19 protein-coding genes are annotated in these 20,885 nt (G+C 70.4%); 15 read left to right on the top strand and 4 right to left on the bottom strand.

Translation table 11 applies throughout. The features are described from left to right. The 3 genes from ACFXGN_RS16700 to ACFXGN_RS16690 all read left to right on the top strand — a co-directional run. Positions 1-1,251: vitamin B12 dependent-methionine synthase activation domain-containing protein (locus tag ACFXGN_RS16700; protein WP_384859163.1), on the top strand; the 1,251-nt coding region annotated here is incomplete at its 5' end. 419 nt (positions 1,252-1,670) lie between these two features. Further along, positions 1,671-2,369 carry an HAD family hydrolase gene (locus ACFXGN_RS16695; protein WP_384859161.1) on the top strand — a complete coding sequence of 233 codons (699 nt, stop codon included), beginning with the start codon at positions 1,671-1,673 and terminating at the stop codon, positions 2,367-2,369. A gap of 470 nt (positions 2,370-2,839) precedes the next feature. Next, entirely contained in the window at positions 2,840-4,429 is a 1,590-nt protein-coding gene (locus tag ACFXGN_RS16690) for an ABC transporter substrate-binding protein (protein ID WP_384859158.1), read from the top strand. Between the two features lie 93 nt (positions 4,430-4,522). On the opposite strand, the gene ACFXGN_RS16685 is transcribed toward ACFXGN_RS16690, so the two are convergent. After that, positions 4,523-5,200 carry a response regulator transcription factor gene (locus ACFXGN_RS16685; RefSeq protein WP_073915076.1) on the bottom strand — a complete coding sequence of 226 codons (678 nt, stop codon included), beginning with the start codon at positions 5,198-5,200 and terminating at the stop codon, positions 4,523-4,525. Positions 5,201-5,243: 43 nt separating this feature from the next. Then, entirely contained in the window at positions 5,244-6,146 is a 903-nt protein-coding gene (locus tag ACFXGN_RS16680) for a RecB family exonuclease (RefSeq protein WP_384859155.1), read from the bottom strand. 104 nt (positions 6,147-6,250) lie between these two features. On the opposite strand from ACFXGN_RS16680, the gene ACFXGN_RS16675 reads away from it, so the two are divergent. The 3 genes from ACFXGN_RS16675 to ACFXGN_RS16665 all read left to right on the top strand — a co-directional run bounded on the left by ACFXGN_RS16675 (position 6,251) and on the right by ACFXGN_RS16665 (position 9,153). After that, positions 6,251-7,459: a site-2 protease family protein gene (locus ACFXGN_RS16675; protein ID WP_384859153.1), complete on the top strand. Its 1,209-nt coding sequence runs from the start codon at positions 6,251-6,253 to the stop codon at positions 7,457-7,459. 18 nt (positions 7,460-7,477) lie between these two features. Next, positions 7,478-8,365, top strand: a complete 888-nt coding sequence (locus tag ACFXGN_RS16670; protein WP_351792286.1) for a tRNA (adenine-N1)-methyltransferase — start codon at positions 7,478-7,480, stop codon at positions 8,363-8,365. 170 nt (positions 8,366-8,535) lie between these two features. After that, positions 8,536-9,153, top strand: coding sequence for a hypothetical protein (locus ACFXGN_RS16665; protein WP_384859195.1), 618 nt, complete (start codon positions 8,536-8,538; stop codon positions 9,151-9,153). Positions 9,154-9,156: 3 nt separating this feature from the next. On the opposite strand, the gene ACFXGN_RS16660 is transcribed toward ACFXGN_RS16665, so the two are convergent. Further along, a complete protein-coding gene (locus tag ACFXGN_RS16660; protein WP_384859150.1) occupies positions 9,157-9,468 on the bottom strand; it encodes a ferredoxin in 312 nt (103 codons plus the stop codon). 253 nt (positions 9,469-9,721) lie between these two features. Between ACFXGN_RS16660 and arc the strand changes: the two genes are divergently transcribed. The 5 genes from arc (at position 9,722) to prcA (ending at position 15,355) form a co-directional block, all read left to right on the top strand. Then, positions 9,722-11,488: a proteasome ATPase gene (gene arc, locus ACFXGN_RS16655; RefSeq protein ID WP_384859148.1), complete on the top strand. Its 1,767-nt coding sequence runs from the start codon at positions 9,722-9,724 to the stop codon at positions 11,486-11,488. 182 nt (positions 11,489-11,670) lie between these two features. Beyond that, positions 11,671-13,182: a depupylase/deamidase Dop gene (dop, locus tag ACFXGN_RS16650; protein ID WP_384859145.1), complete on the top strand. Its 1,512-nt coding sequence runs from the start codon at positions 11,671-11,673 to the stop codon at positions 13,180-13,182. Positions 13,183-13,340: 158 nt separating this feature from the next. After that, positions 13,341-13,553, top strand: coding sequence for a ubiquitin-like protein Pup (locus ACFXGN_RS16645; RefSeq protein WP_384859193.1), 213 nt, complete (start codon positions 13,341-13,343; stop codon positions 13,551-13,553). Between the two features lie 163 nt (positions 13,554-13,716). After that, positions 13,717-14,556 carry a proteasome subunit beta gene (prcB, locus tag ACFXGN_RS16640; protein ID WP_384859142.1) on the top strand — a complete coding sequence of 280 codons (840 nt, stop codon included), beginning with the start codon at positions 13,717-13,719 and terminating at the stop codon, positions 14,554-14,556. Positions 14,557-14,602: 46 nt separating this feature from the next. Continuing rightward, positions 14,603-15,355 carry a proteasome subunit alpha gene (gene prcA / locus ACFXGN_RS16635; RefSeq protein ID WP_384859140.1) on the top strand — a complete coding sequence of 251 codons (753 nt, stop codon included), beginning with the start codon at positions 14,603-14,605 and terminating at the stop codon, positions 15,353-15,355. Between the two features lie 148 nt (positions 15,356-15,503). Here the strand turns inward: prcA and ACFXGN_RS16630 are convergent, their stop codons facing one another. Then, positions 15,504-16,538, bottom strand: coding sequence for a LacI family DNA-binding transcriptional regulator (locus tag ACFXGN_RS16630; protein WP_384859137.1), 1,035 nt, complete (start codon positions 16,536-16,538; stop codon positions 15,504-15,506). A 142-nt stretch (positions 16,539-16,680) separates the two neighbouring features. Between ACFXGN_RS16630 and ACFXGN_RS16625 the strand changes: the two genes are divergently transcribed. The 4 genes from ACFXGN_RS16625 to ACFXGN_RS16610 all read left to right on the top strand — a co-directional run bounded on the left by ACFXGN_RS16625 (position 16,681) and on the right by ACFXGN_RS16610 (position 20,883). After that, positions 16,681-17,973, top strand: coding sequence for an MFS transporter (locus tag ACFXGN_RS16625; RefSeq protein WP_384859134.1), 1,293 nt, complete (start codon positions 16,681-16,683; stop codon positions 17,971-17,973). Positions 17,974-18,042: 69 nt separating this feature from the next. Next, entirely contained in the window at positions 18,043-19,404 is a 1,362-nt protein-coding gene (gene pafA, locus ACFXGN_RS16620) for a Pup--protein ligase (protein ID WP_384859131.1), read from the top strand. Positions 19,405-19,520: 116 nt separating this feature from the next. Next, positions 19,521-20,459, top strand: a complete 939-nt coding sequence (locus ACFXGN_RS16615) for an FKBP-type peptidyl-prolyl cis-trans isomerase (protein WP_384859130.1) — start codon at positions 19,521-19,523, stop codon at positions 20,457-20,459. 43 nt (positions 20,460-20,502) lie between these two features. Beyond that, on the top strand, positions 20,503-20,883 hold the full coding sequence (locus ACFXGN_RS16610; RefSeq protein WP_384859127.1) for an FKBP-type peptidyl-prolyl cis-trans isomerase: 381 nt from the start codon (positions 20,503-20,505) through the stop codon (positions 20,881-20,883). The last annotated feature ends 2 nt before the right edge of the window (positions 20,884-20,885 follow it).

Below are 20,885 nucleotides of genomic sequence, written 5' to 3'. Positions count from 1 at the left end.
GACATCATCCTGTCCAACAACGGCTACAACGTCGTCAACATCGGCATCAAACAGCCCGTCTCCGCGATCCTCGAAGCCGCCGAGGAACACCGCGCGGACGTCATCGGAATGTCCGGCCTCCTGGTGAAGTCCACCGTGATCATGAAGGAGAACCTGGAGGAACTGAACCAGCGCGAGCTGGCCGCCCGGTATCCCGTGATCCTCGGCGGCGCGGCCCTGACCCGCGCCTACGTCGAACAGGACCTCCACGAGATCTACCAGGGCGAGGTCCGCTACGCCCGCGACGCCTTCGAGGGACTGCGCCTCATGGACACGCTGATCGCCGTCAAGCGGGGCGTCCCCGGAGCCGTACTCCCCCCGCTCAAGCAGCGCCGGGTCGCCAAGCAGGACGCGGCCGTCCTCCGGGTCGCCGAGCCCGAGCCCGGTGGCCGCTCGGACGTCTCCGTCGACAACCCCGTGCCCACCCCGCCGTTCTGGGGCACCCGGGTCGTCAAGGGCATCCCGCTGAAGGACTACGCCTCCTGGCTCGACGAGGGCGCCCTCTTCAAGGGGCAGTGGGGCCTCAAGCAGAACCGGGCCGGTGACGGCCCCAGCTACGAGGAACTGGTCGAGACGGAGGGCCGCCCCCGGCTGCGCGGCTGGCTGGAGCGCCTGCACACGGAGAACCTCCTGGAAGCGGCCGTCGTCCACGGGTACTTCCCCTGTGTCTCCAAGGGCGACGACCTGATCCTCCTGGACGAGGCGGGCAACGAGCGGACCCGCTTCACCTTCCCCCGCCAGCGCCGGGGCCGCCGCCTCTGCCTCGCGGACTTCTTCCGCCCGGAGGAGTCCGGCGAGACCGATGTCGTCGGCCTCCAGGTCGTCACCGTCGGCTCGAAGATCGGCGAGGCCACCGCCGAGCTCTTCGCCTCCGACTCCTACCGCGACTACCTCGAACTCCACGGCCTCTCCGTGCAGCTGGCCGAGGCCCTCGCCGAGTACTGGCACGCGCGCGTCCGCGCCGAGCTGGGCTTCGCGGGCGAGGACCCGGCCGACGTCCGGGACATGTTCGACCTGAAGTACCGGGGCGCCCGCTTCTCCCTCGGCTACGGCGCCTGCCCCGACCTGGAGGACCGCGCGAAGATCGCGGAGCTGCTGCGTCCCGAGCGGATCGGCGTGCACCTCTCGGAGGAGTTCCAGCTCCACCCGGAGCAGTCCACCGACGCCATCGTCATCCACCACCCCGAGGCGAAGTACTTCAACGCCCGCTGACACGGGGACGCGGGGGCGCGCGGACTCCGACGGAGACCCGCGCGCCGACTCCCGGCCGGGCGTACGAGGACCGGCTCCGGGCCAGGCGTACGTACGCCGATCCCGGGCCGGACGCGCACGAGCCGACTCCGGCCGGGCGTGCACGAGCCGACTCCGGCCGGGCGCACCCGTGGCGGCGGCGCGGGCCGCGCCCGCGCGCCGGACCCGGCCCCGGGCGCGTCCACCGGCCCCGGACGTACGGATACCGGCCGGACGGCCCCGCCCGTACCGGCCGGACGGTGACCGCCGATCCCGGCCGGAATCAAATCCGCGCGCCTCCGGTGATCCGGACGTACACTGGTCGGTCCAGTGCAGGCCGGTCTCCCTCCCCGTACCGGGGAAGGGGGCCGGCCTTCTCGTCCCCCATGGAGGTGTGCCGGATGACCAGTACGGTCCCCGCTTCCCTTGTCCGTACCGACGGCAGCTCCGCCCTGCAGGCGGTCTTCCTCGACATGGACGGGACCCTCGTCGACACCGAGGGCTTCTGGTGGGACGCGGAGGTCGAGGTCTTCGCCGACCTCGGACACCGGCTGGACGAGGCCTGGCGGGACATCGTCGTCGGCGGTCCGATGACCCGCAGCGCGGGCTACCTCATCGAGTCCACCGGCGCCGACATCACCCTCGACGAGCTGACGGTCCTGCTCAACGAGAAGTTCGAGCAGCGCATCTCGGGCGGTGTCCCGCTGATGCCCGGCGCCGAGCGGCTGCTCGCCGAGCTGGCCCGGCACTCCATCCCGACCGCCCTGGTCTCCGCCTCGCACCGGCGGATCATCGACCGGGTCCTGCACTCCCTCGGCCACGACCGCTTCACGCTCACCGTCGCCGGGGACGAGGTCACCCGGACCAAGCCGCACCCCGAGCCGTATCTGACGGCCGCCAGGGGAGTGGGCGCGGACCCGGCGCTCTGCGCCGTCGTGGAGGACACCGCGACCGGTGTGGCGGCGGCCGAGGCGGCGGGCTGCCGGGTCGTGGCGGTGCCCTCCGTCGCCCCGATCGCCGCCTCTCCCGGCCGGGTCGTCGTCCGCTCCCTCGAAGAGGTCGACGTGCCGTTCCTGCGCACATTGATCACCAGGGGCTGAGGATTTCCTGAACCTTCCCGGAGGAATGCCCTTTCCGCCGGGGAAAGCGATCAGGCCATTCGCCGAAAAGCACCCCGGGTGACCTTGGTCACCCAGAGTGCTCACCGGTGGGTGGCCTTCTTCGTGCCCCGCACCCGGAACGCACCGATATCGGTGCCCGCATGTGTCCCGATTCGATCACTGCTGTCCGCATCCCCCGACGCATGACTATCGCATCCCACGCATTCATCATCACTCTGCGATTACCCCTCCGCCGGGCCCCGCACCGCTTCCCGTACGGAAATGGCGACGCCGCCCACTAATCTTTCGCGAGTACTTCGCCGCATCACCGTACGCACCGGCGCACCCCCGAGCCGCCGTGCGCACCGGACCGGTCGTGACACCGACCCGATCGCTCCCGCCCCGACCGGGCGGCCCCCGGCGAAGCCCGACCGCCGCACCCCCCGTGCCGGATGAGGAGACCGTCCCTGATGAACCGCAAGATCCTGGTGCTGCCGGCCGTGGCCGGAATGCTCGTCCCCCTCCTCACCGCCTGCGGCGGCACGGAGAAACAGGGCGCGATCATCGTCGGCACCACGGACCAGTTCATCGCCACCGCGAACTCGCCCGCCCCGCTCGACCCGGCCTTCGCCTACGACACCGGCGCCTGGAACATCCTGCGCCAGACCGTCCAGACCCTGCTGCACGTGCCCCGCGGCGGCGGCGAGCCCGTCCCCGAGGCCGCCGAGAGCTGCGGATTCTCCGACAGGTCCAGCGAGAGCTACCGCTGCACGCTCCGCCCCGGCCTCACCTTCGCCGACGGCACGCCCCTCACCGCCGAGGACGTGAAGTTCTCCGTCGACCGCGTCCTGAAGATCAAGTCGGACAACGGCACGGCCGCCCTCCTCTCGAACATCGACACCGTCGAGACCCGGGGCTCCGACCAGGTCGTCTTCCACCTCAAGGCGCCCGACGCCACCTTCCCGTACAAGCTCTCCACCCCGGTCGCGGGCATCCTCAGCAAGGACAAGTACGCCGCGGGCAAGCTCCGCGAAGGCTTCGACGTCGACGGCTCGGGCCCGTACACCGTGAAGACCGACCGCGACGGCGGGAAGGCCACCCGCTTCGTCTTCACCAGGAACCCCGCCTACAAGGGCGACATCACCCCGCGCAACGACAAGGTCGAACTGCGCTCCTTCGCCGACGCGGACGCCATGGGCAAGGCCCTGGACGGCAAGGGCATCGACATGATGGCCCGCTCCCTCTCCCAGCGGCAGATCAAGGACCTCACCGAGAAGCCCCGGGAAGGCATCGAGCTGGTCGAGGTCCCCAGCCTGGAGATCCGCTACCTCGGCTTCAACACCAAGGCCCCCTCCGTCAAGGAGAAGGCCGTCCGCCAGGCCATGGCCGCCGTCATCGACCGGGGCGCCCTCGTCAACCTGGTCTACGGCCCCACCGCCGAACCGCTCTACTCGCTGATCCCCTCCAGCATCACCGGCCACGCCACCCCCTTCTACGACAAGTACGGCGAGCCCGACCGAGACCGCGCCGCCGAGATCCTCAAGGACGCGGGCGTGAGGACCCCGGTGAAGATCACCCTGAACTACACCACCGACCACTACGGCGCCGAGACCGCCCAGGAGTTCCAGACCCTCAGGAAGCAACTCGTCGCCAGCGAACTCTTCGACGCCACCGTCAAGGGCGCCGAGTGGTCCGCCTTCCGCCCCGCCCAGAAGCGCGGCGACTACGCCGTCTACGGCCTCGGCTGGTTCCCGGACTACCCGGACCCGGACAACTACATCGCCCCGTTCCTCGGCCACGACAACTTCCTCAACACCCCGTACGTCAACAAGACCGTCCGCGACCAGCTCATCCCGCGCTCGCGCCGGGAGGCCGACCGCCCCGCCGCGACCGAGGTCTACCAGCGGATCCAGAAGATCGTCGCCGAGGACGTCCCCGTCCTGCCGCTCTGGCAGGGCAAGCAGTACGTCGCCGCCCGCGACGACCTCAACGGAGTCGAGTACTCCCTCAGCACCTCCTCCGACCTGCTGCTCTGGGAGCTGGGCCGGGGCACCGTCTGACCCGGCCCGCCAGGGCGCCCGTACCGGACGACCCCCGGCCGATACGACGAAGGGGGGCCCGGCACCCGCCGGACCCCCCTCCACCACCGACCGCTACTGGCCGTTCGCGCCGGGCCGCACCAGACCGCTCTCGTACGCGTACACCGCGGCCTGCACCCGGTCCCGCAGCCCCAGCTTCGTCAGCACATGGCCCACGTGCGTCTTCACCGTCGTCTCGCTGACGAACAGATCCGCCGCGATCTCCGCGTTCGACAAGCCCCGCGCCACCAGCTTCAGGACCTCCACCTCACGGTCCGTCAAGGTGTTCAGCGTGTCCGGGACCTGCTCCTCGCCCGTCGGCAGATGCGCCGAGTACTTGTCCAGGAGCCGACGCGTGATCGACGGCGCCAGCATCGCCTCACCCGCCGCCACCACCCGGATCGCCTGCACCAGCTCGTTCGCCGGGGCGTCCTTCAGGAGGAAGCCGCTCGCCCCCGCCCGCAGCGCCTCCACCACGTACTCGTCCAGGTCGAAGGTCGTCAGGACCAGCACCTTCGCCGGACCGTCCCGCCCCGGACCGGTGATCTGCCGGGTCGCCTCCACCCCGTCCATCCGGGGCATCCGGATGTCCATGAGCACCACGTCCGGCTGGAGCGCCCGCACCTGGTCCTGCGCCTGGAGACCGTCCCCGGCCTCACCCACCACCGCGATGTCCTGCTCCGCCTCCAGAATCATCCGGAAGCCGGTGCGCAGCAGCGGCTGATCGTCGACCAAGAGGACGCGGATCGTCACAAGGGCTCCTTCAGGGGACTCTGCTCACAAGGACGCCGGGGCACTACGCCACCGGCGGGGCCGGGTCCATTCTGCCCTGCCCCGATTCGCCCGACTCCGCCGGGCGCGCGGAAACGATCTTCAACGGATAGACCGGGGGAGTCCCGCCGAACTCCGGACACACCGCCCGGTGGTCGCACCAGCCGCACAGCTTCGTCGGACGCGCCCGCCAGTCACCCGACTCCGTCGCCGACGAGATCGCCTCCCACAGCGCCAGCACCTTCCGCTCCACCCGACGCAGATCCGCCTCCACCGGGTCGTACGTGAGCACCTCGCCGCTGCCCAGGTACACCAGCTGCAACCGGCGCGGGATCACCCCCCGCAGCCGCCACACCACCAGCGCGTAGAACGTCATCTGGAACAGCGCGCCGTCCCGGTACTCCGGCCGGGGCGCCTTCCCCGTCTTGTAGTCGACGATCCGCACCTCACCCGAGGGCGCCACGTCGATCCGGTCGATCACCCCGCGCAGCCGCAGCCCCGAATCCAGCTCCGTCTCCACGAACAGCTCGCGCTCGGCCGGCTCCAGCCGCGTCGGGTCCTCCAGCGTGAACCACCGCTCGACCAGCCGCTCCGCCTCACCCAGCCACTCCGCGAGCCGCGTCCCGCCCAGGTCCTCCGCGAACAGCTCGCCCAGCTCGGGCCTGGCCTCCAGGAGCCGGTCCCACTGCCCCGGCACCATCGCCCGCGCCCGCGGCGCCGTCCGGTCCACCGCCGGATCGTCGAAGAGCCGCTCCAGCACGGCGTGCACCAGCGTCCCCCGGGTCGCCGCCTCGCTCGGCCTCTCCGGCAGCCGGTCGATCACCCGGAACCGGTACAGCAGCGGACACTGCATGAAATCGCTCGCCCGCGACGGCGACAACGACATCGGCGCCCGGGGCTCCGGGGACACCTGCTCGCTCGTACTCATGACGAAGACCCTACGACCCGCCACCGACAACCGGCGGCATACCATCGACCTGGGACCCCGTCGCACCGCATGATCGAACCCTCACGCGCCGACGTGGTCACACCATGCGACGAAAGGAACCCGTGAACCAGGACGAGCCCAAGCCGCAGCGGACCGGAGAGCCCGGCGGAGGCATCCTCATGGGCCGCCCCTTCGGCGTGCCCGTCTACGTCGCCCCCAGCTGGTTCCTCGTCGCCGCCCTCATCACCTGGGTCTTCGGCGACCAGATCCAGCGCGTCCTGCCCGAACTCGGCGCCGCGCGCTACCTCGTCTCCCTCTTCTTCGCCGTCGCCTTCTACGCCTCCGTGCTCGTCCACGAACTCGCCCACACCGTCGCCGCGCTCCGCTTCAAGCTCCCCGTGCGCCGCATCCAGCTCCAGTTCTTCGGCGGCGTCTCCGAGATCGAGAAGGAGACCGAGACCCCCGGCCGCGAATTCGTCCTCGCCTTCGTCGGCCCCCTCCTCTCCCTCGTCCTCGCCGGTGTGTTCTACCTCTCCCTCTACGCCGTCGAGCCCGGCACCGTCCCCGGCGTCCTGGTCGCCGGACTGATGATCTCCAACCTGATCGTCGCGGTCTTCAACCTGCTCCCCGGCCTGCCCCTGGACGGCGGCCGGATGCTCCGCGCCGTCATCTGGAAGATCACCGGCAACGCCATGACCGGCACCGTCGCCGCCGCCTGGGTCGGCCGCGCCCTCGCCGTCCTCGTCCTCATCGGCCTGCCGCTGCTCACCCGCACCGGCCTCCTCGGCAACTCCACCGCCGACATCGGCGGCTTCGAGACCGTCACCGACGCCCTGCTCGCCGCGATCCTCGCCGCGATCATCTGGACCGGCGCCGGCAACAGCCTCCGCATGGCCCGGCTGCGCGAACACCTCCCCGAGCTCCGCGCCCGCAGCCTCACCCGCCGCGCCATCCCCGTCGAACCCACCACCCCCCTCTCCGAGGCCCTCCGCCGCGCCAACGAGTCCGGCGCCCGCGCCCTCGTCGTCGTCGACGGTCACGGCGACCCCACCGGCATCGTCCGCGAGACCGCCATCGCCGCCGTCCCCGAGCACCGCCGCCCCTGGGTCGCCGTCAGCACCCTCACCCAGGACCTCGCCGACGGCATGAGGGTCCCCGCCGAACTCACCGGCCAGCCCCTCCTCGACCACCTCCGCGCCAGCCCCGCCACCGAGTACCTCGTCGTCGAGGAGACCGGCGAGATCTACGGAGTCCTCTCCACCACCGACGTCGAGCGGGCCTTCGTGCAGGCCATGGCGCGACCCTCCTCGTAACACCGGTACTCTGGTCGTATGTCCGAACCGACCGGTGCCGCCCGCCGTCGCGGCCCCTTCAAGGTCGGGGACCAGGTCCAGCTCACCGACCCCAAGGGACGCCACTACACGTTCACGCTCGAGGCCGGGAAGAACTTCCACACCCACAAGGGTTCCTTCCCCCACGACGAGCTGATCGGTGCTCCCGAGGGCAGTGTTGTCCGTACCACGGGAAACGTCGCCTACCTCGCGCTGCGCCCCCTGCTCCCCGACTACGTCCTGTCCATGCCCCGCGGCGCCGCCGTGGTCTACCCGAAGGACGCGGGACAGATCCTCGCCTTCGCCGACATCTTCCCCGGCGCGCGCGTCGTCGAGGCTGGCGTGGGCTCCGGATCGCTCAGCAGCTTCCTGCTCCGCGCCATCGGAGACAGCGGCATGTTGCACTCCTACGAGCGCCGCGAGGACTTCGCCGAGATCGCGAAGGGCAACGTCGAGCGCTACTTCGGCGGCCCGCACCCCGCGTGGCAGCTGACCGTCGGTGACCTCCAGGACAATCTGTCCGACACCGAGGTCGACCGCGTCATCCTGGACATGCTCGCTCCCTGGGAGTGCCTGGAGGCCGTCTCCAAGGCGCTCGTCCCCGGCGGCATCCTCTGCTGCTACGTGGCGACCACCACCCAGCTCGCGCGCACCGTGGAGTCCATCCGCGAGTTCGGCTGCTACGCCGAGCCGCAGCCGTGGGAATCCATGATCCGCAACTGGCACGTCGAGGGCCTCGCTGTCCGCCCCGATCACCGCATGATCGGCCACACCGGCTTCCTCGTCACCGCCCGCCGCCTCGCGGACGGGGTGGAGCCCCCGATGCGCCGCCGCCGCCCCGCCAAGGGCGCCTACGGCGAGGACTACGAGGGCCCCAACAAGGGCTGACGTCCCGACATCCACGGCACGCCGCCGTCGAGTTCCCCGCCCCGCGCGCGGAGACCCGACGGCGGCGTCCTCACGTTCCGGCCCCCGGGGAAACGCTCCCCGGCCGAGCGGGAGACCGTCCCCGTCGGGCCCCACCCCGGATGTTCCGTCCCCCTGTGACGTATGGCACGATGCCGGGAAACCGCCGCACACCCCCTCAGGAGACGTCTCGCGTGCAGCCCTCCGCCGCCCCGGACCTCGCGGACCTCGCCCACACCCGCGCCCGGCCGGCCCACTGGCTGGCCACCGCGACCGTGACCGCCGCGGTCGTCGCCCTCGCCGGACTGCTCCAGCCCGGCTCCGCCGGAGCGGGCGCCGCCCCCGCGACCCCGCGCCCGGCGCCCGCGCCGCAGGCCGCCGGAGTCTCCTACCCGCTGGAGTGCCGGGGCGCCGCCCACACCGTCGCCCGGCAGGCGTCCGGGGACCTCGACGGGGACGGCGACCCCGAGACCGTTGCGGTCGTGCACTGCGAAGCGGGCTCCGGCACCCCGCCGAGCGGCGTCTACGTCCTCACCCGGGGAAAGGGCGCGGGAGCACCCGCGCGCGTGGTGGCCACGCTCGTCGCGCCGGAACTGCACAAGAGCGTCGCCCGGCTCGCCGTACGCGACGGGGCGGTCCTCGCCACCCTGCTCGGATACTCGTCCCTGGACGTCCCCAGCTGCTGCCCCGACGAGGAGGAGCAGGTCAGCTGGCGTTGGAAGGGCGGCGCCTTCGTGCGCTCCGGACCGGCCGACGCGTACGGCGCCTGAGCCTCACTCCGCGTCGGGGCCGTACACCTCGACCCGGTCCGTGACCCGGCGCACGTGGATGCAGTCGCCGGGACACTCCTTCGCGGAGTCCACCACGTCCTGGAGCAGGGTCAGCGGCACCGGGGTGGTGGCGCCCACGTCCTGGAGCAGTTCGTCGTCGGCGCTCTTCACATAAGCGAGCCCGTCGATGTCCAGCTCGAAGACCTCGGGAGCGTACTGCGCGCAGATCCCGTCCCCGGTGCACAGGTCCTGGTCGATCCAGACCTCCAGCGCCTCCTCGGCGCCCGTGGACGGAGCCTCGTGCTGCACGGTCATATCTCCTGCCGTTTCTGCTTCGCGTTCTGCTTCTCACGGGTAAGTCGGGCCGACCCGGAAGGGTGTTGACCCAGGACGACGATACAACCGTCCGCTTTCAAGCCGCGAAGGGTGGGTATTCCCCTGGCGAGAGGGGAAGCGCAAGGGTGAAGATCGGACACTCCTCGGAGTCTTTTTGATCTAGGGGTTTCAATCACCACCCACGCAGGTAGGGTCAGGAAGCGTCCAGCTCCCCTTGGAGGAGGTGAGGACCGTGGCAGCCCACGACGACGACATCAACCGCGGCATCCGGCCGGGGCGGGGGTCTGAGGACCCCGCCGGCCAGGTTGCCTATCTCGAGCAGGAAATCGCCGTCCTGCGCCGCAAGCTCGCCGACTCTCCGCGTCATACGAGGATTCTCGAAGAGCGGATCGTCGAGCTGCAGACGAATCTGGCCGGTGTGTCCGCGCAGAACGAACGACTCGCGAACACGCTTCGTGAGGCCCGCGACCAGATCGTGGCCCTCAAGGAGGAGGTCGACCGGCTCGCGCAGCCGCCGGCCGGCTTCGGTGTCTTCCTGCAGGCCAACGAGGACGGCACGTGCGACATCTTCACCGGGGGCCGCAAGCTCCGGGTGAACGTCAGCCCGAGCATCGAGCTCGAAGAGCTCAGGCGCGGCCAGGAAGTCATGCTCAACGAGGCGCTCAATGTGGTCGAGGCCATGGAGTTCGAGCGCGCCGGGGACATCGTCACCCTCAAGGAAGTCCTTGAGGACGGCGAGCGGGCCCTGGTGGTGGGGCACACCGACGAGGAGCGGGTGGTGAGGCTCGCCGAGCCTCTGCTGGACGTCACCATCCGCCCCGGCGACGCCCTGCTGCTCGACTCCAGGTCCGGCTACGTCTACGAGGTGGTCCCCAAGAGCGAGGTCGAAGAGCTCGTTCTGGAAGAGGTCCCGGACGTCGACTACGAGAAGATCGGCGGCCTGGGCAACCAGATCGAGCTGATCCGCGACGCGGTCGAGCTGCCCTACCTCCACCCGGACCTGTTCAAGGAGCACGAACTGAGGCCGCCCAAGGGCATCCTGCTCTACGGGCCGCCCGGCTGCGGCAAGACGCTGATCGCGAAGGCCGTGGCCAACTCCCTGGCCAAGAAGGTCGCCGAGGTGACCGGACAGCCCGCGGGGAAGTCGTACTTCCTCAACATCAAGGGACCCGAGCTCCTCAACAAGTACGTCGGCGAGACCGAGCGGCACATCCGCCTGGTCTTCCAGCGTGCCCGGGAGAAGGCGAGCGAGGGCACCCCCGTCATCGTCTTCTTCGACGAGATGGAATCGCTCTTCCGGACCCGTGGCTCCGGTGTCAGCTCGGACGTGGAGAACACCATCGTCCCGCAGCTGCTCGCCGAGATCGACGGCGTGGAGGGCCTGGAGAACGTCATCGTCATCGGCGCCTCCAACCGCGAGGACATGATCGACCCCGCGATCCTGCGGCCCGGCCGTCTCGACGTCAAGATCAAGATCGAGCGTCCGGACGCGGAGGCGGCGAAGGACATCTTCGCCAAGTACCTGACCGCCTCCCTGCCGCTCCACCCGGACGACATCTCCGAGCACAGCGGCTCGAAGGCCGCCGCCGCCCACGGAATGATCCAGTCCGTCGTCGAGCAGATGTACGCGGAATCCGAGGAGAACCGCTTCCTCGAAGTCACGTACGCCAACGGCGACAAGGAAGTCCTGTACTTCAAGGACTTCAACTCCGGCGCGATGATCCAGAACATCGTCGACCGGGCCAAGAAGATGGCCATCAAGGCCTTCCTCGACCACAACCAGAAGGGCATCCGGGTCTCCCACCTCCTCCAGGCGTGCGTGGACGAGTTCAAGGAGAACGAGGACCTGCCCAACACCACCAACCCCGACGACTGGGCCCGTATCTCCGGAAAGAAGGGAGAGCGGATCGTGTACATCCGCACTCTCGTCACCGGAAAGCAGGGCGCGGACACCGGACGCTCCATCGACACGGTGGCCAATACCGGCCAGTACCTGTAGAACGCCCACCGGCTGCGGATGTCCGGAAAACGGGCATCCGCAGCCGTCGCATTTCCCCTCCGGCGCATTCCCGCCGGTCCGGAAAACACCGCAAGTGATCTCCACACAGGCGCGGAGCCGTTCTAGGCTCTTCGGTAACGCCGAGTCGCGCACAGTGAGCGCCGCCGGGCAAGGAGGGCCGCATGACCGTACGGCGAGTGATGGGCATCGAGACGGAGTACGGGATCTCCGTCCCGGGACACCCGAACGCCAATGCCATGCTCACCTCGTCCCAGATCGTCAACGCCTACGCGGCGGCGATGCACCGGGCGCGCCGCGCCCGCTGGGACTTCGAGGAGGAGAACCCGCTGCGGGACGCCCGCGGCTTCGACCTCGCCCGCGAGGTCGCCGACTCCAGCCAGCTCACCGACGAGGACATCGGCCTGGCCAACGTGATCCTCACCAACGGGGCCCGGCTCTACGTCGACCACGCCCACCCCGAGTACAGCTCGCCCGAGGTCACCAACCCGCGCGACGCCGTCCTCTGGGACAAGGCGGGCGAGCGGATCATGGCCGAGGCGGCCGAGCGCGCCGCGCAGCTCCCCGGCGCCCAGCCGATCCACCTCTACAAGAACAACACCGACAACAAGGGCGCCTCGTACGGCACGCACGAGAACTACCTGATGAAGCGGGAGACCCCCTTCTCGGACATCGTGCGCCACCTCACCCCCTTCTTCGTCTCCCGCCAGGTGGTGACCGGCGCGGGCCGGGTCGGCATCGGCCAGGACGGCCGGGAGGACGGCTTCCAGATCAGCCAGCGCGCCGACTACTTCGAGGTCGAGGTGGGTCTGGAGACCACGCTGAAGCGGCCCATCATCAACACCCGGGACGAGCCGCACGCCGACGCGGAGAGATACCGCCGCCTGCACGTGATCATCGGCGACGCGAACCTCTCGGAGATCTCGACGTACCTGAAGCTCGGCACCACCGCGCTGGTCCTGTCGATGATCGAGGACGGGTTCATCACCGTGGACCTCGCCGTCGACCAGCCCGTACGCACCCTCCACCAGGTGTCGCACGATCCGACGCTCCAGTACCTGGTCACGCTCCGCAGCGGCCGGACGCTCACCGCCGTACAGCTCCAGATGGAGTACTTCGAGCTGGCCAGGAAGTACGTGGACGAGCGGTACGGATCGGACGCCGACGAGCAGACCAAGGACGTCCTGATCCGCTGGGAGGACACGCTCAACCGGCTGGAGAACGACCCGATGAGCCTGGCGGGCGAGCTGGACTGGATCGCCAAGCGGGAGCTCATGGAGGGCTACCGGCGCCGGGACGGCCTGGACTGGGACGCGGCCCGGCTGCACCTGGTCGACCTCCAGTACGCGGACGTGCGTCCCGAGAAGGGCCTGTACAACCGTCTGGCGGCCCGGGGGCGGATGAAGCGGCTGCTGGACGAGACCGACGTGGAGCGGGCCGAGACGGCGCCGCCGGAGGACACCAGGGCCTACTTCCGGGGCCGCTGCCTGGCGCAGTACGCCGACGACGTCGCCGCGGCCTCCTGGGACTCGGTGATCTTCGACCTGCCCGGCCGGGACTCGCTCCAGCGCGTGCCGACCCTGGAGCCGCTGCGCGGCACCAAGGCCCATGTGAAATCGCTCCTGGACCGCTGCCGGACCGCCGAGGAACTGGTCCGCGTGCTGTCGGGCGGATGATCGGGAGCCGGAACCGGGCCTGAAAGGACCCGGTGCTGGGAATCATGGAAGCAGTGCCCGCACGTTGTGGAAACTGCGGGGCCGATGTCGGACCCGCCCTATAGGGTCTGATCTTGAAGGACTCGACCGAGCGGGCCGATTCGAGCGGGGTGAGGGATATGGCGACCAAGGACACCGGCGGCGGACAGCAGAAGGCGACGCGTTCCACGGAGGAGACCGAGGAGACCACCACGGAGGTGAGCTCCGACCTCCAGGAGCGCCAGGAGAAGCTCAGCGACGACGTGGACTCCGTCCTGGACGAGATCGACGACGTCCTCGAGGAGAACGCCGAGGACTTCGTCCGGAGCTTCGTGCAGAAGGGCGGCGAGTAGCCGCTCCACGCGCCTTGTGGTCCTCCGTCCCCGGAGCCCCGGTGAAAGCCGTGGCTCCGGGGACGGATGACAAGCGGTGGCACGGGTAATGTCCGTGCACAGCAATCAAGATCGGCCGGCGCACTCCCACGGCGGGCCGACTCTCCCACCCGGAAGGAATCGCGTGGAAGCCAACCCTCGTAGCACCGGGCGTCTGCCGGCGGCCTTCCTGACGCCGGGCTCGTCCTCGTTCATCGACTTCCTGGCGGACCACTCGCCGGAGCTGTTGCCGGGCGGCAGGAAGCTCCCGGAGGGGATCGTCGAGGCCCCGCACGGGACGACCATCGTGGCCGCCACCTTCGCCGGTGGTGTGGTGCTCGCCGGTGACCGCCGGGCCACCATGGGCAACATGATCGCGCAGCGGGACATCCAGAAGGTGTTCCCGGCCGACGAGTTCTCCGCCGTCGGCATCGCCGGTACCGCCGGTCTCGCCGTGGAGATGGTCAAGCTGTTCCAGCTGGAGCTGGAGCACTTCGAGAAGGTGGAGGGCGTCACCCTCTCCCTGGAGGGCAAGGCGAACCGTCTCTCCACCATGATCCGGGGCAACCTGGGCATGGCCATGCAGGGGCTCGCCGTCGTCCCGCTCTTCGCGGGCTGGGACGAGGTGAAGGAGAAGGGCCGGATCTTCTCCTACGACGTCACCGGCGGCCGTTCCGAGGAGCACGGGTACGCCGCGACCGGCTCCGGCTCGATCTTCGCCCGCGGGTCGATGAAGAAGCTCTACCGCCCCGAACTGACCGAGGAGCAGGCCACCACCCTGGTCGTGCAGGCGCTCTACGACGCGGCGGACGACGACTCGGCGACCGGCGGTCCCGACCTCGCGCGCGGCATCTTCCCCATCGTCACGGTCATCACGGAGGACGGCTTCCGCAGGCTCACCGAGCCGGAGTCCTCGGGACTGGCCCGGTCGGTCACCGAGCGGCGCCTGGAGCAGCCCGACGGACCGCGCGCCGCCCTGCTCTGACCACCCGCCGCCCGACAGCAGCCCAGAAGAAAGGGACGGACCGCCGGTGTCCACTCCGTTCTACGTCTCACCCCAGCAGGCCATGGCCGACCGGGCGGAGTACGCCCGCAAGGGCATCGCCCGAGGCCGCAGCCTGGTCGTCCTCCAGTACACGGACGGGATCGTCTTCGTCGGCGAGAACCCGTCGCGCGCGCTGCACAAGTTCAGCGAGATCTACGACCGGATCGGCTTCGCTGCCGCCGGCAAGTACAACGAGTACGAGAACCTCCGGATCGGCGGCGTCCGCTACGCCGACCTGCGGGGCTACACCTACGACCGGGACGACGTGACCGCGCGCGGTCTGGCCAACGTCTACGCCCAGACGCTGGGGACGATCTTCTCCAGCGCGGGGGAGAAGCCGTACGAGGTGGAGCTGGTCGTCGCCGAGGTCGGCGCCGAGTCGGCCGGGGACCAGATCTACCGGCTCCCGCACGACGGCTCGATCGTGGACGAGCACGGCTCGGTCGCCGTCGGCGGCAACGCGGAGCAGATCAGCACCTTCCTGGACCAGCGGCACCGGGACGGGATGTCGCTGGCCGAGGCCCTGAAACTGGCCGTGCAGGCGCTGTCCCGCGACACCAACGGCACGGAGCGGGAGATCCCCGCCGAGCGCCTGGAGGTGGCGGTCCTGGACCGCACGCGCCCGCAGCAGCGCAAGTTCAAGCGGATCGTCGGCCGTCAGCTGTCCCGTCTCCTGGAGGCGGACAACGCGGCGGCGGCGAAGACGGACGAGCCCTCGGACGAGGCTCCCGAGGAGTAGCCCGGGGAGTGGACGCTCTCCTTCGGAGGGGCCCCGGTGCGCGTGCGCGGACCGGGGCCCCTCCGGCGTGCTCGGCCCGTCCGGGGAGCCGTGCCGGGCTCCTTCCGGCCGCCGGGGCCCCGGCCCGGATGCCCGTGGCCGGGGCTCCTCAGGCCCCCGGTGCGGGCCCCGAGGAGCCGCGCGGGACCAGGGAGACCGGCAGGAGGTCGGGACGGGCCGGTTCGCCCGCCAGGACGGCGAGGAGGGCCGTCATGCCCCGTTCCCCGATGTGCTCGGCGGGCAGTCCCACGGTGGTCAGCTCGGGCTCGACGGCGGTGGCCAGGGCCAGATCGTCGAAGCCGGTGACCGAGACGTCCTCGGGGACGCGCAGCCCGAGCCGCCGCAGGGCCTTGCAGGCTCCGGCGGCCAGGATGTCGTCGTCGCAGACCAGGGCGGTGGGCCGGGGCCCGGGACCGTCGAAGGCGCGCTCGACGGCGGCCATCGCGCCGTGCACGTCGAGTGGGGCGCGGACGGTCCGCACCGACACGTCCGCGAGGCACTCGGCGAGCGCGGCGGCGCGGACGTCGAAGGTCCACGACGGCACGGCCGAGGCGAGGTGCGTGAAGCGCCGGTGGCCGAGTGCCAGCAGATGCGCGGTGACCTGGCGCATCCCGTCGGCGACGTCCAGGTTGACGTGGGCGGCGGCAGCGGCGTCCGCCGGGTCGCTGTCGAGCATCACCAGGGGCAGGTCGGTGCCCCGGAAGGCCTTGAGGGCGTCCGTGGCCATGGACGAGGCGATGACGCCGTCGAGGGCGGCGCGGGCCGAGGCGAAGGGGTCCCTGGCGGGGCCGACGCCGTCGGGGGAGGGGTACAGGACCACGCCGAAGCCGTGCCGGGCGGCGACGGTCGCGGCCCCGGTGTAGACCCGGGCGAAGAACTCGTTGGTGAGGGCCGGGACCACCAGCAGGGCCGTACGCGTGCGGCCGAGCCGCAGATTGCGGGCGGCGAGGTTGGGCCGGTAGCCGAGGGTCCTGGCGGCCTCCCGCACCGACTCGGCGGTGCGCTCCGAGACCCGGCCGCGCCACTTGTCGCCGAGCACCAGGGAGACGGTGGCCTGCGAGACGCCCGCGGTCCGTGCCACGTCCCGGCTGGTGGGGCGGGTGCCGACGGACGGTTCCGGGATCTGCGGCTCCGGGATCTGCACACAAGCCTCCGCGTCGGACGTGCCGGGTCCCGGGGGAACCCGGCCCGGTCGCGGGGTGGACCCCCGTACAGCCGACATGGTACGTATGACGTCGGACGTTATACGTAAAACCTCGGAGGGATCCGGGGCGAGGGGAGACCACATGGCCACCGAGGCCACGCCACGGGGCGGCTATCTCGACATACTCCGGGCGCCCCACGCGGCCCGGCTGCTGACCGGCACGCTCGTGGGACGCCTGCCCAACGGCGTCGGCCCCATCGCCCTCACGCTGTTCGTCCGCGACCAGGGCGGCAGCTACACCCTGGCCGGCGGCCTCATCGCCGCCTACGGCGTCGCCACCGCCGTCGGCCAGCCCCTCCTCGGCCGCGCCGTCGACCTCAAGGGCCAGCCCCGGGTGCAACTGCCCGCCGCCGTCCTGTCCGCCCTCGGCATGGTCCTGCTCGCCCTCACCGGCATCGGCAACCTGCCCCTCGCCTACGCCGCCGTCGTCGTCGCCGGGCTCTTCACCCCGCCCCTGGAAGGCGGACTGCGCGCCCTGTGGCCGAGCGTCCTGGGCCGCGAGGACCGGGTCCACCGGGCGTACGCCCTCGACGCGGTCGCCCAAGAGGTCATGTTCACGGTCGGCCCGGTGCTCCTGACCCTGCTGGTCTCCCTGTGGTCGCCCGCCGCCGCCCTCCTCGTCGTCAACGCCCTGGGCGTCCTCGGCGCCCTCGCCGTGGTCCTCTCCGAGCCCTCCAGGACCTGGCGCTCCGGGGCCCGTGAGGCCCACTGGCTGGGCGCCCTGCGCTCCCCGGGCCTGCTGGCCCTCCTCGGCTCCTTCTTCTTCGTCGGCCTCGCCCTCGGCTCCATCACCGTCTCCGCCGTCGCCTACGCGGACGACCGGGGCACCCCGTCCGTCTACGGCTGGCTGATGGCCGCCCTCGGCCTCGGGGCGCTCCTCGGCGGCGTCGCCTACGGCGCCCGCCAGTGGGCCGGGGCGCCCGAGCGGCGGCTGCGCGTCCTCGTCCTGCTCCTCGCGGTCTGCTACCTGCCGCTGGCCCTCACCCCGGGCCCGGTCGCCATGGCGGGCCTCTCGGTGCTCTCCGGCGTCTTCCTCGCCCCGGTGCTGGCCTGCGCCTTCATCGTCGTCGACCGGCACGCCCCGCGCGGCACCGTCACCGAGGCCTTCTCCTGGCTCGTCACCACCTTCGGCGTCGGCTCGGCCCTGGGCTCCGCCGCGGCCGGACCCGTCGTCGAACTCGCCGGGACGGCGAGCGGGTTCGCCGTCGCCGGAGCGGGCGGGCTGGCCGCCCTCCTGGTCCTCCTCGCCACCGGCCGGGTCCTCGGCGCGGCCACGGCGCCCCCGGTCACCGCCGACACCCCCGGGGACGAGGGACGACACGCCGTGACGGCGGGCGCCCCCGTCCCCGTACACACCGAAAAGAACACTCACTGATCAGAAAATGATCGAAACGGGAACCTCCAACCCGGTTTCAGCACACGTCCTCAGGCGTAATGTTCAGACATGGACCGCCGCATTTTCGGGCTGGAGAACGAGTACGGCGTCACGTGCACGTTCAGGGGACAGCGCCGACTGTCTCCTGACGAAGTGGCGCGCTACCTCTTCCGCCGTGTCGTGTCATGGGGCCGCAGCAGCAATGTCTTCCTGCGGAACGGCGCCCGCCTGTACCTGGACGTGGGATCGCATCCGGAATACGCAACGCCGGAATGCGACGACGTGACCGAACTGGTCACCCACGACAAGGCGGGCGAGCGCATTCTCGAGGGTCTGCTCGTCGACGCCGAACGCCGCCTGCACGAGGAGGGAATCGCGGGCGACGTCTACCTCTTCAAGAACAACACGGACTCGGCCGGAAACTCCTACGGCTGCCACGAGAACTATCTCGTCGCCCGCCACGGGGAGTTCTCCCGGCTCGCGGACATCCTCATTCCGTTCCTCGTCACCCGGCAGCTGATCTGCGGCGCGGGAAAGGTCCTCCAGACCCCCCGCGGCGCGGTGTTCTGCGTCTCCCAGCGTGCCGAGCACATCTGGGAGGGCGTCAGCTCCGCCACCACCCGCTCACGGCCCATCATCAACACCCGGGACGAGCCGCACGCCGACGCCGAGCGCTACCGCAGGCTGCACGTCATCGTCGGCGACTCGAACATGTCCGAGACGACCATGCTCCTCAAGGTCGGCGCCACCGACCTGGTGCTGCGCATGATCGAGGCGGGCACCGTGATGCGCGACCTGACCCTGGAGAACCCGATCCGGGCCATCCGCGAGGTCAGCCACGACATCACCGGACAGCGCAAGGTCAGGCTCGCCAGCGGCCGGGAGGCCTCCGCCCTGGAGGTCCAGCGCGAGTACTACGACAAGGCCGTCGACTTCGTGGACCGCCGGGGCATCCGCTCCGGCACCGTCGCCCAGGTCCTGGAACTGTGGGGCCGTACGCTCGACGCGATCGAGAACGAGCGGCTCGACAGGATCGAGACCGAGATCGACTGGGTCATGAAGCACCGGCTCATCGAGCGCTACCGGGCCAAGCACAACATGACCATGTCGAACCCGAGGGTCGCCCAGATAGACCTCGCCTACCACGACATCCACCGCCGCCGCGGGCTGTACTACCTGCTGCAGAAGAACGGGCAGGCGGCCCGCATCTGCAACGACCTGAAGATCTTCGAGGGCAAGTCGGTGCCCCCGCAGACCACCCGGGCCCGGCTCCGCGGCGACTTCATCCGCCGCGCCCAGGAGCAGCGGAGGGACTTCACCGTCGACTGGGTCCACCTCAAGCTGAACGACCAGGCACAGCGCACCGTGCTCTGCAAGGACCCGTTCCGCTCCGTCGACGACCGGGTCGAAAAGCTGATCGCCGGAATGTAGGCACGTCGTACGTCCGGCCGGGCCCCGCGCGATCGGCGCGCGGGGCCCTCGCCGCGCCCGCACGGTCCCCTAGAGTGTCGGCACAACTACTGTGCCGTCTGAGATCTGAGGAACACGTGCGCCGACTTGCCGGCCTTCTCGTCGTCCCGCTGCTGCTGCTCTCGACAGCGGCCTGCGGCAGCGACGACAAGGGCTCCGATTCCGCTTCGATGAAGAACGGACTGCCCGCCATCACCGCCGGGCAGAAGTTCGGGGAGAAGCCCACCCTCGCCAAGGGCGAGGGAGACCCGCCCAAGGAACTCAAGGTCGAGGTCATCAGCGAGGGCAAGGGTCCGGTGACGAAGAAGGGCGACGCGCTCCAGGTGAACTACCTGGGCCAGTCCTGGGACTCCACCAAGCCCTTCGACAACAGCTTCGACCGGGGCCAGCCCTTCGACGTGACCCTCGGCGCCGGCCAGGTCATCAAGGGCTGGGACCAGGGCCTCGAAGGCCAGAAGGTCGGCAGCCGCGTCGAGATCGGCATCCCGCCGGAGCTCGGCTACGGAGCCCAGGGACAGGGCGACATCAAGCCCAACGCCACCCTCGTCTTCGTCGTGGACATCCTGAAGGCCGTCACCATCCCGAAGTCCGCCTCCGGCACCCCGGTCGCCCAGGACGACAAGAACCTGCCCAAGGTCGGCACCAACACCGACGGCAAGGCCCCCACGGTGACCGTCCCCAAGACCGACCCGCCCACCAAGCTCGTCTCGAACTACGTCCTCGAGTCCAGCGGTGAGGCCGTGAAGGCCACCGACACCGTCGTGGTCAACTACGTCGCCTCCCTCTGGAAGGACGGCAAGGTCTTCGACTCCACCTACACCGCGGGCAAGCCCGCGAACTTCCCGCTCCCGCAGCTCACCCTGAAGGGCCTCAAGGACGGTCTCGTCGGGAAGAAGATCGGCAGCCGCGTCCTCATCGTCGCCCCGCCGTCCGAGGCCTTCGGCGCCGAGGAGAAGCAGGGCATCCCGAAGAACTCCACCCTGGTGTTCGCCGTGGACATCCTGACGAAGATGTAAGACTGTCCCGATCGTTTGGTTCATCAGTATGAGGAGCAGTGCAGTGAGCATCGAGAAGCCCGAGATCGACTTCCCGGGCGGCGAGCCGCCGAAGGACCTGGAGATCAAGGACATCTGGGAGGGCGACGGCGAGCTCGCCGAGGCCGGCGACTTCGTGAAGGTCCACTACGTCGGTGTCTCCTTCGACTCCGGCGAGGAGTTCGACGCCTCCTGGAACCGGGGCACCCCGCTCGACTTCCACCTCGGCGCCGGCCAGGTCATCCAGGGCTGGGACAAGGGCGTGCAGGGCATGAGGGTCGGCGGTCGCCGCCAGCTGGTCATCCCCTCGGACCTCGCCTACGGCGACCGGGGCGCGGGCGGCAAGATCGCCCCGGGCGAGACGCTGATCTTCGTCTGCGACCTCGTGGGCGTCACCAAGCGCTGACC

The organism is Streptomyces sp. NPDC059247, assembly GCF_042754005.1.
Taxonomy (GTDB): domain Bacteria; phylum Actinomycetota; class Actinomycetes; order Streptomycetales; family Streptomycetaceae; genus Streptomyces.
This window is presented reverse-complemented; position numbering and strand designations above follow the sequence as displayed.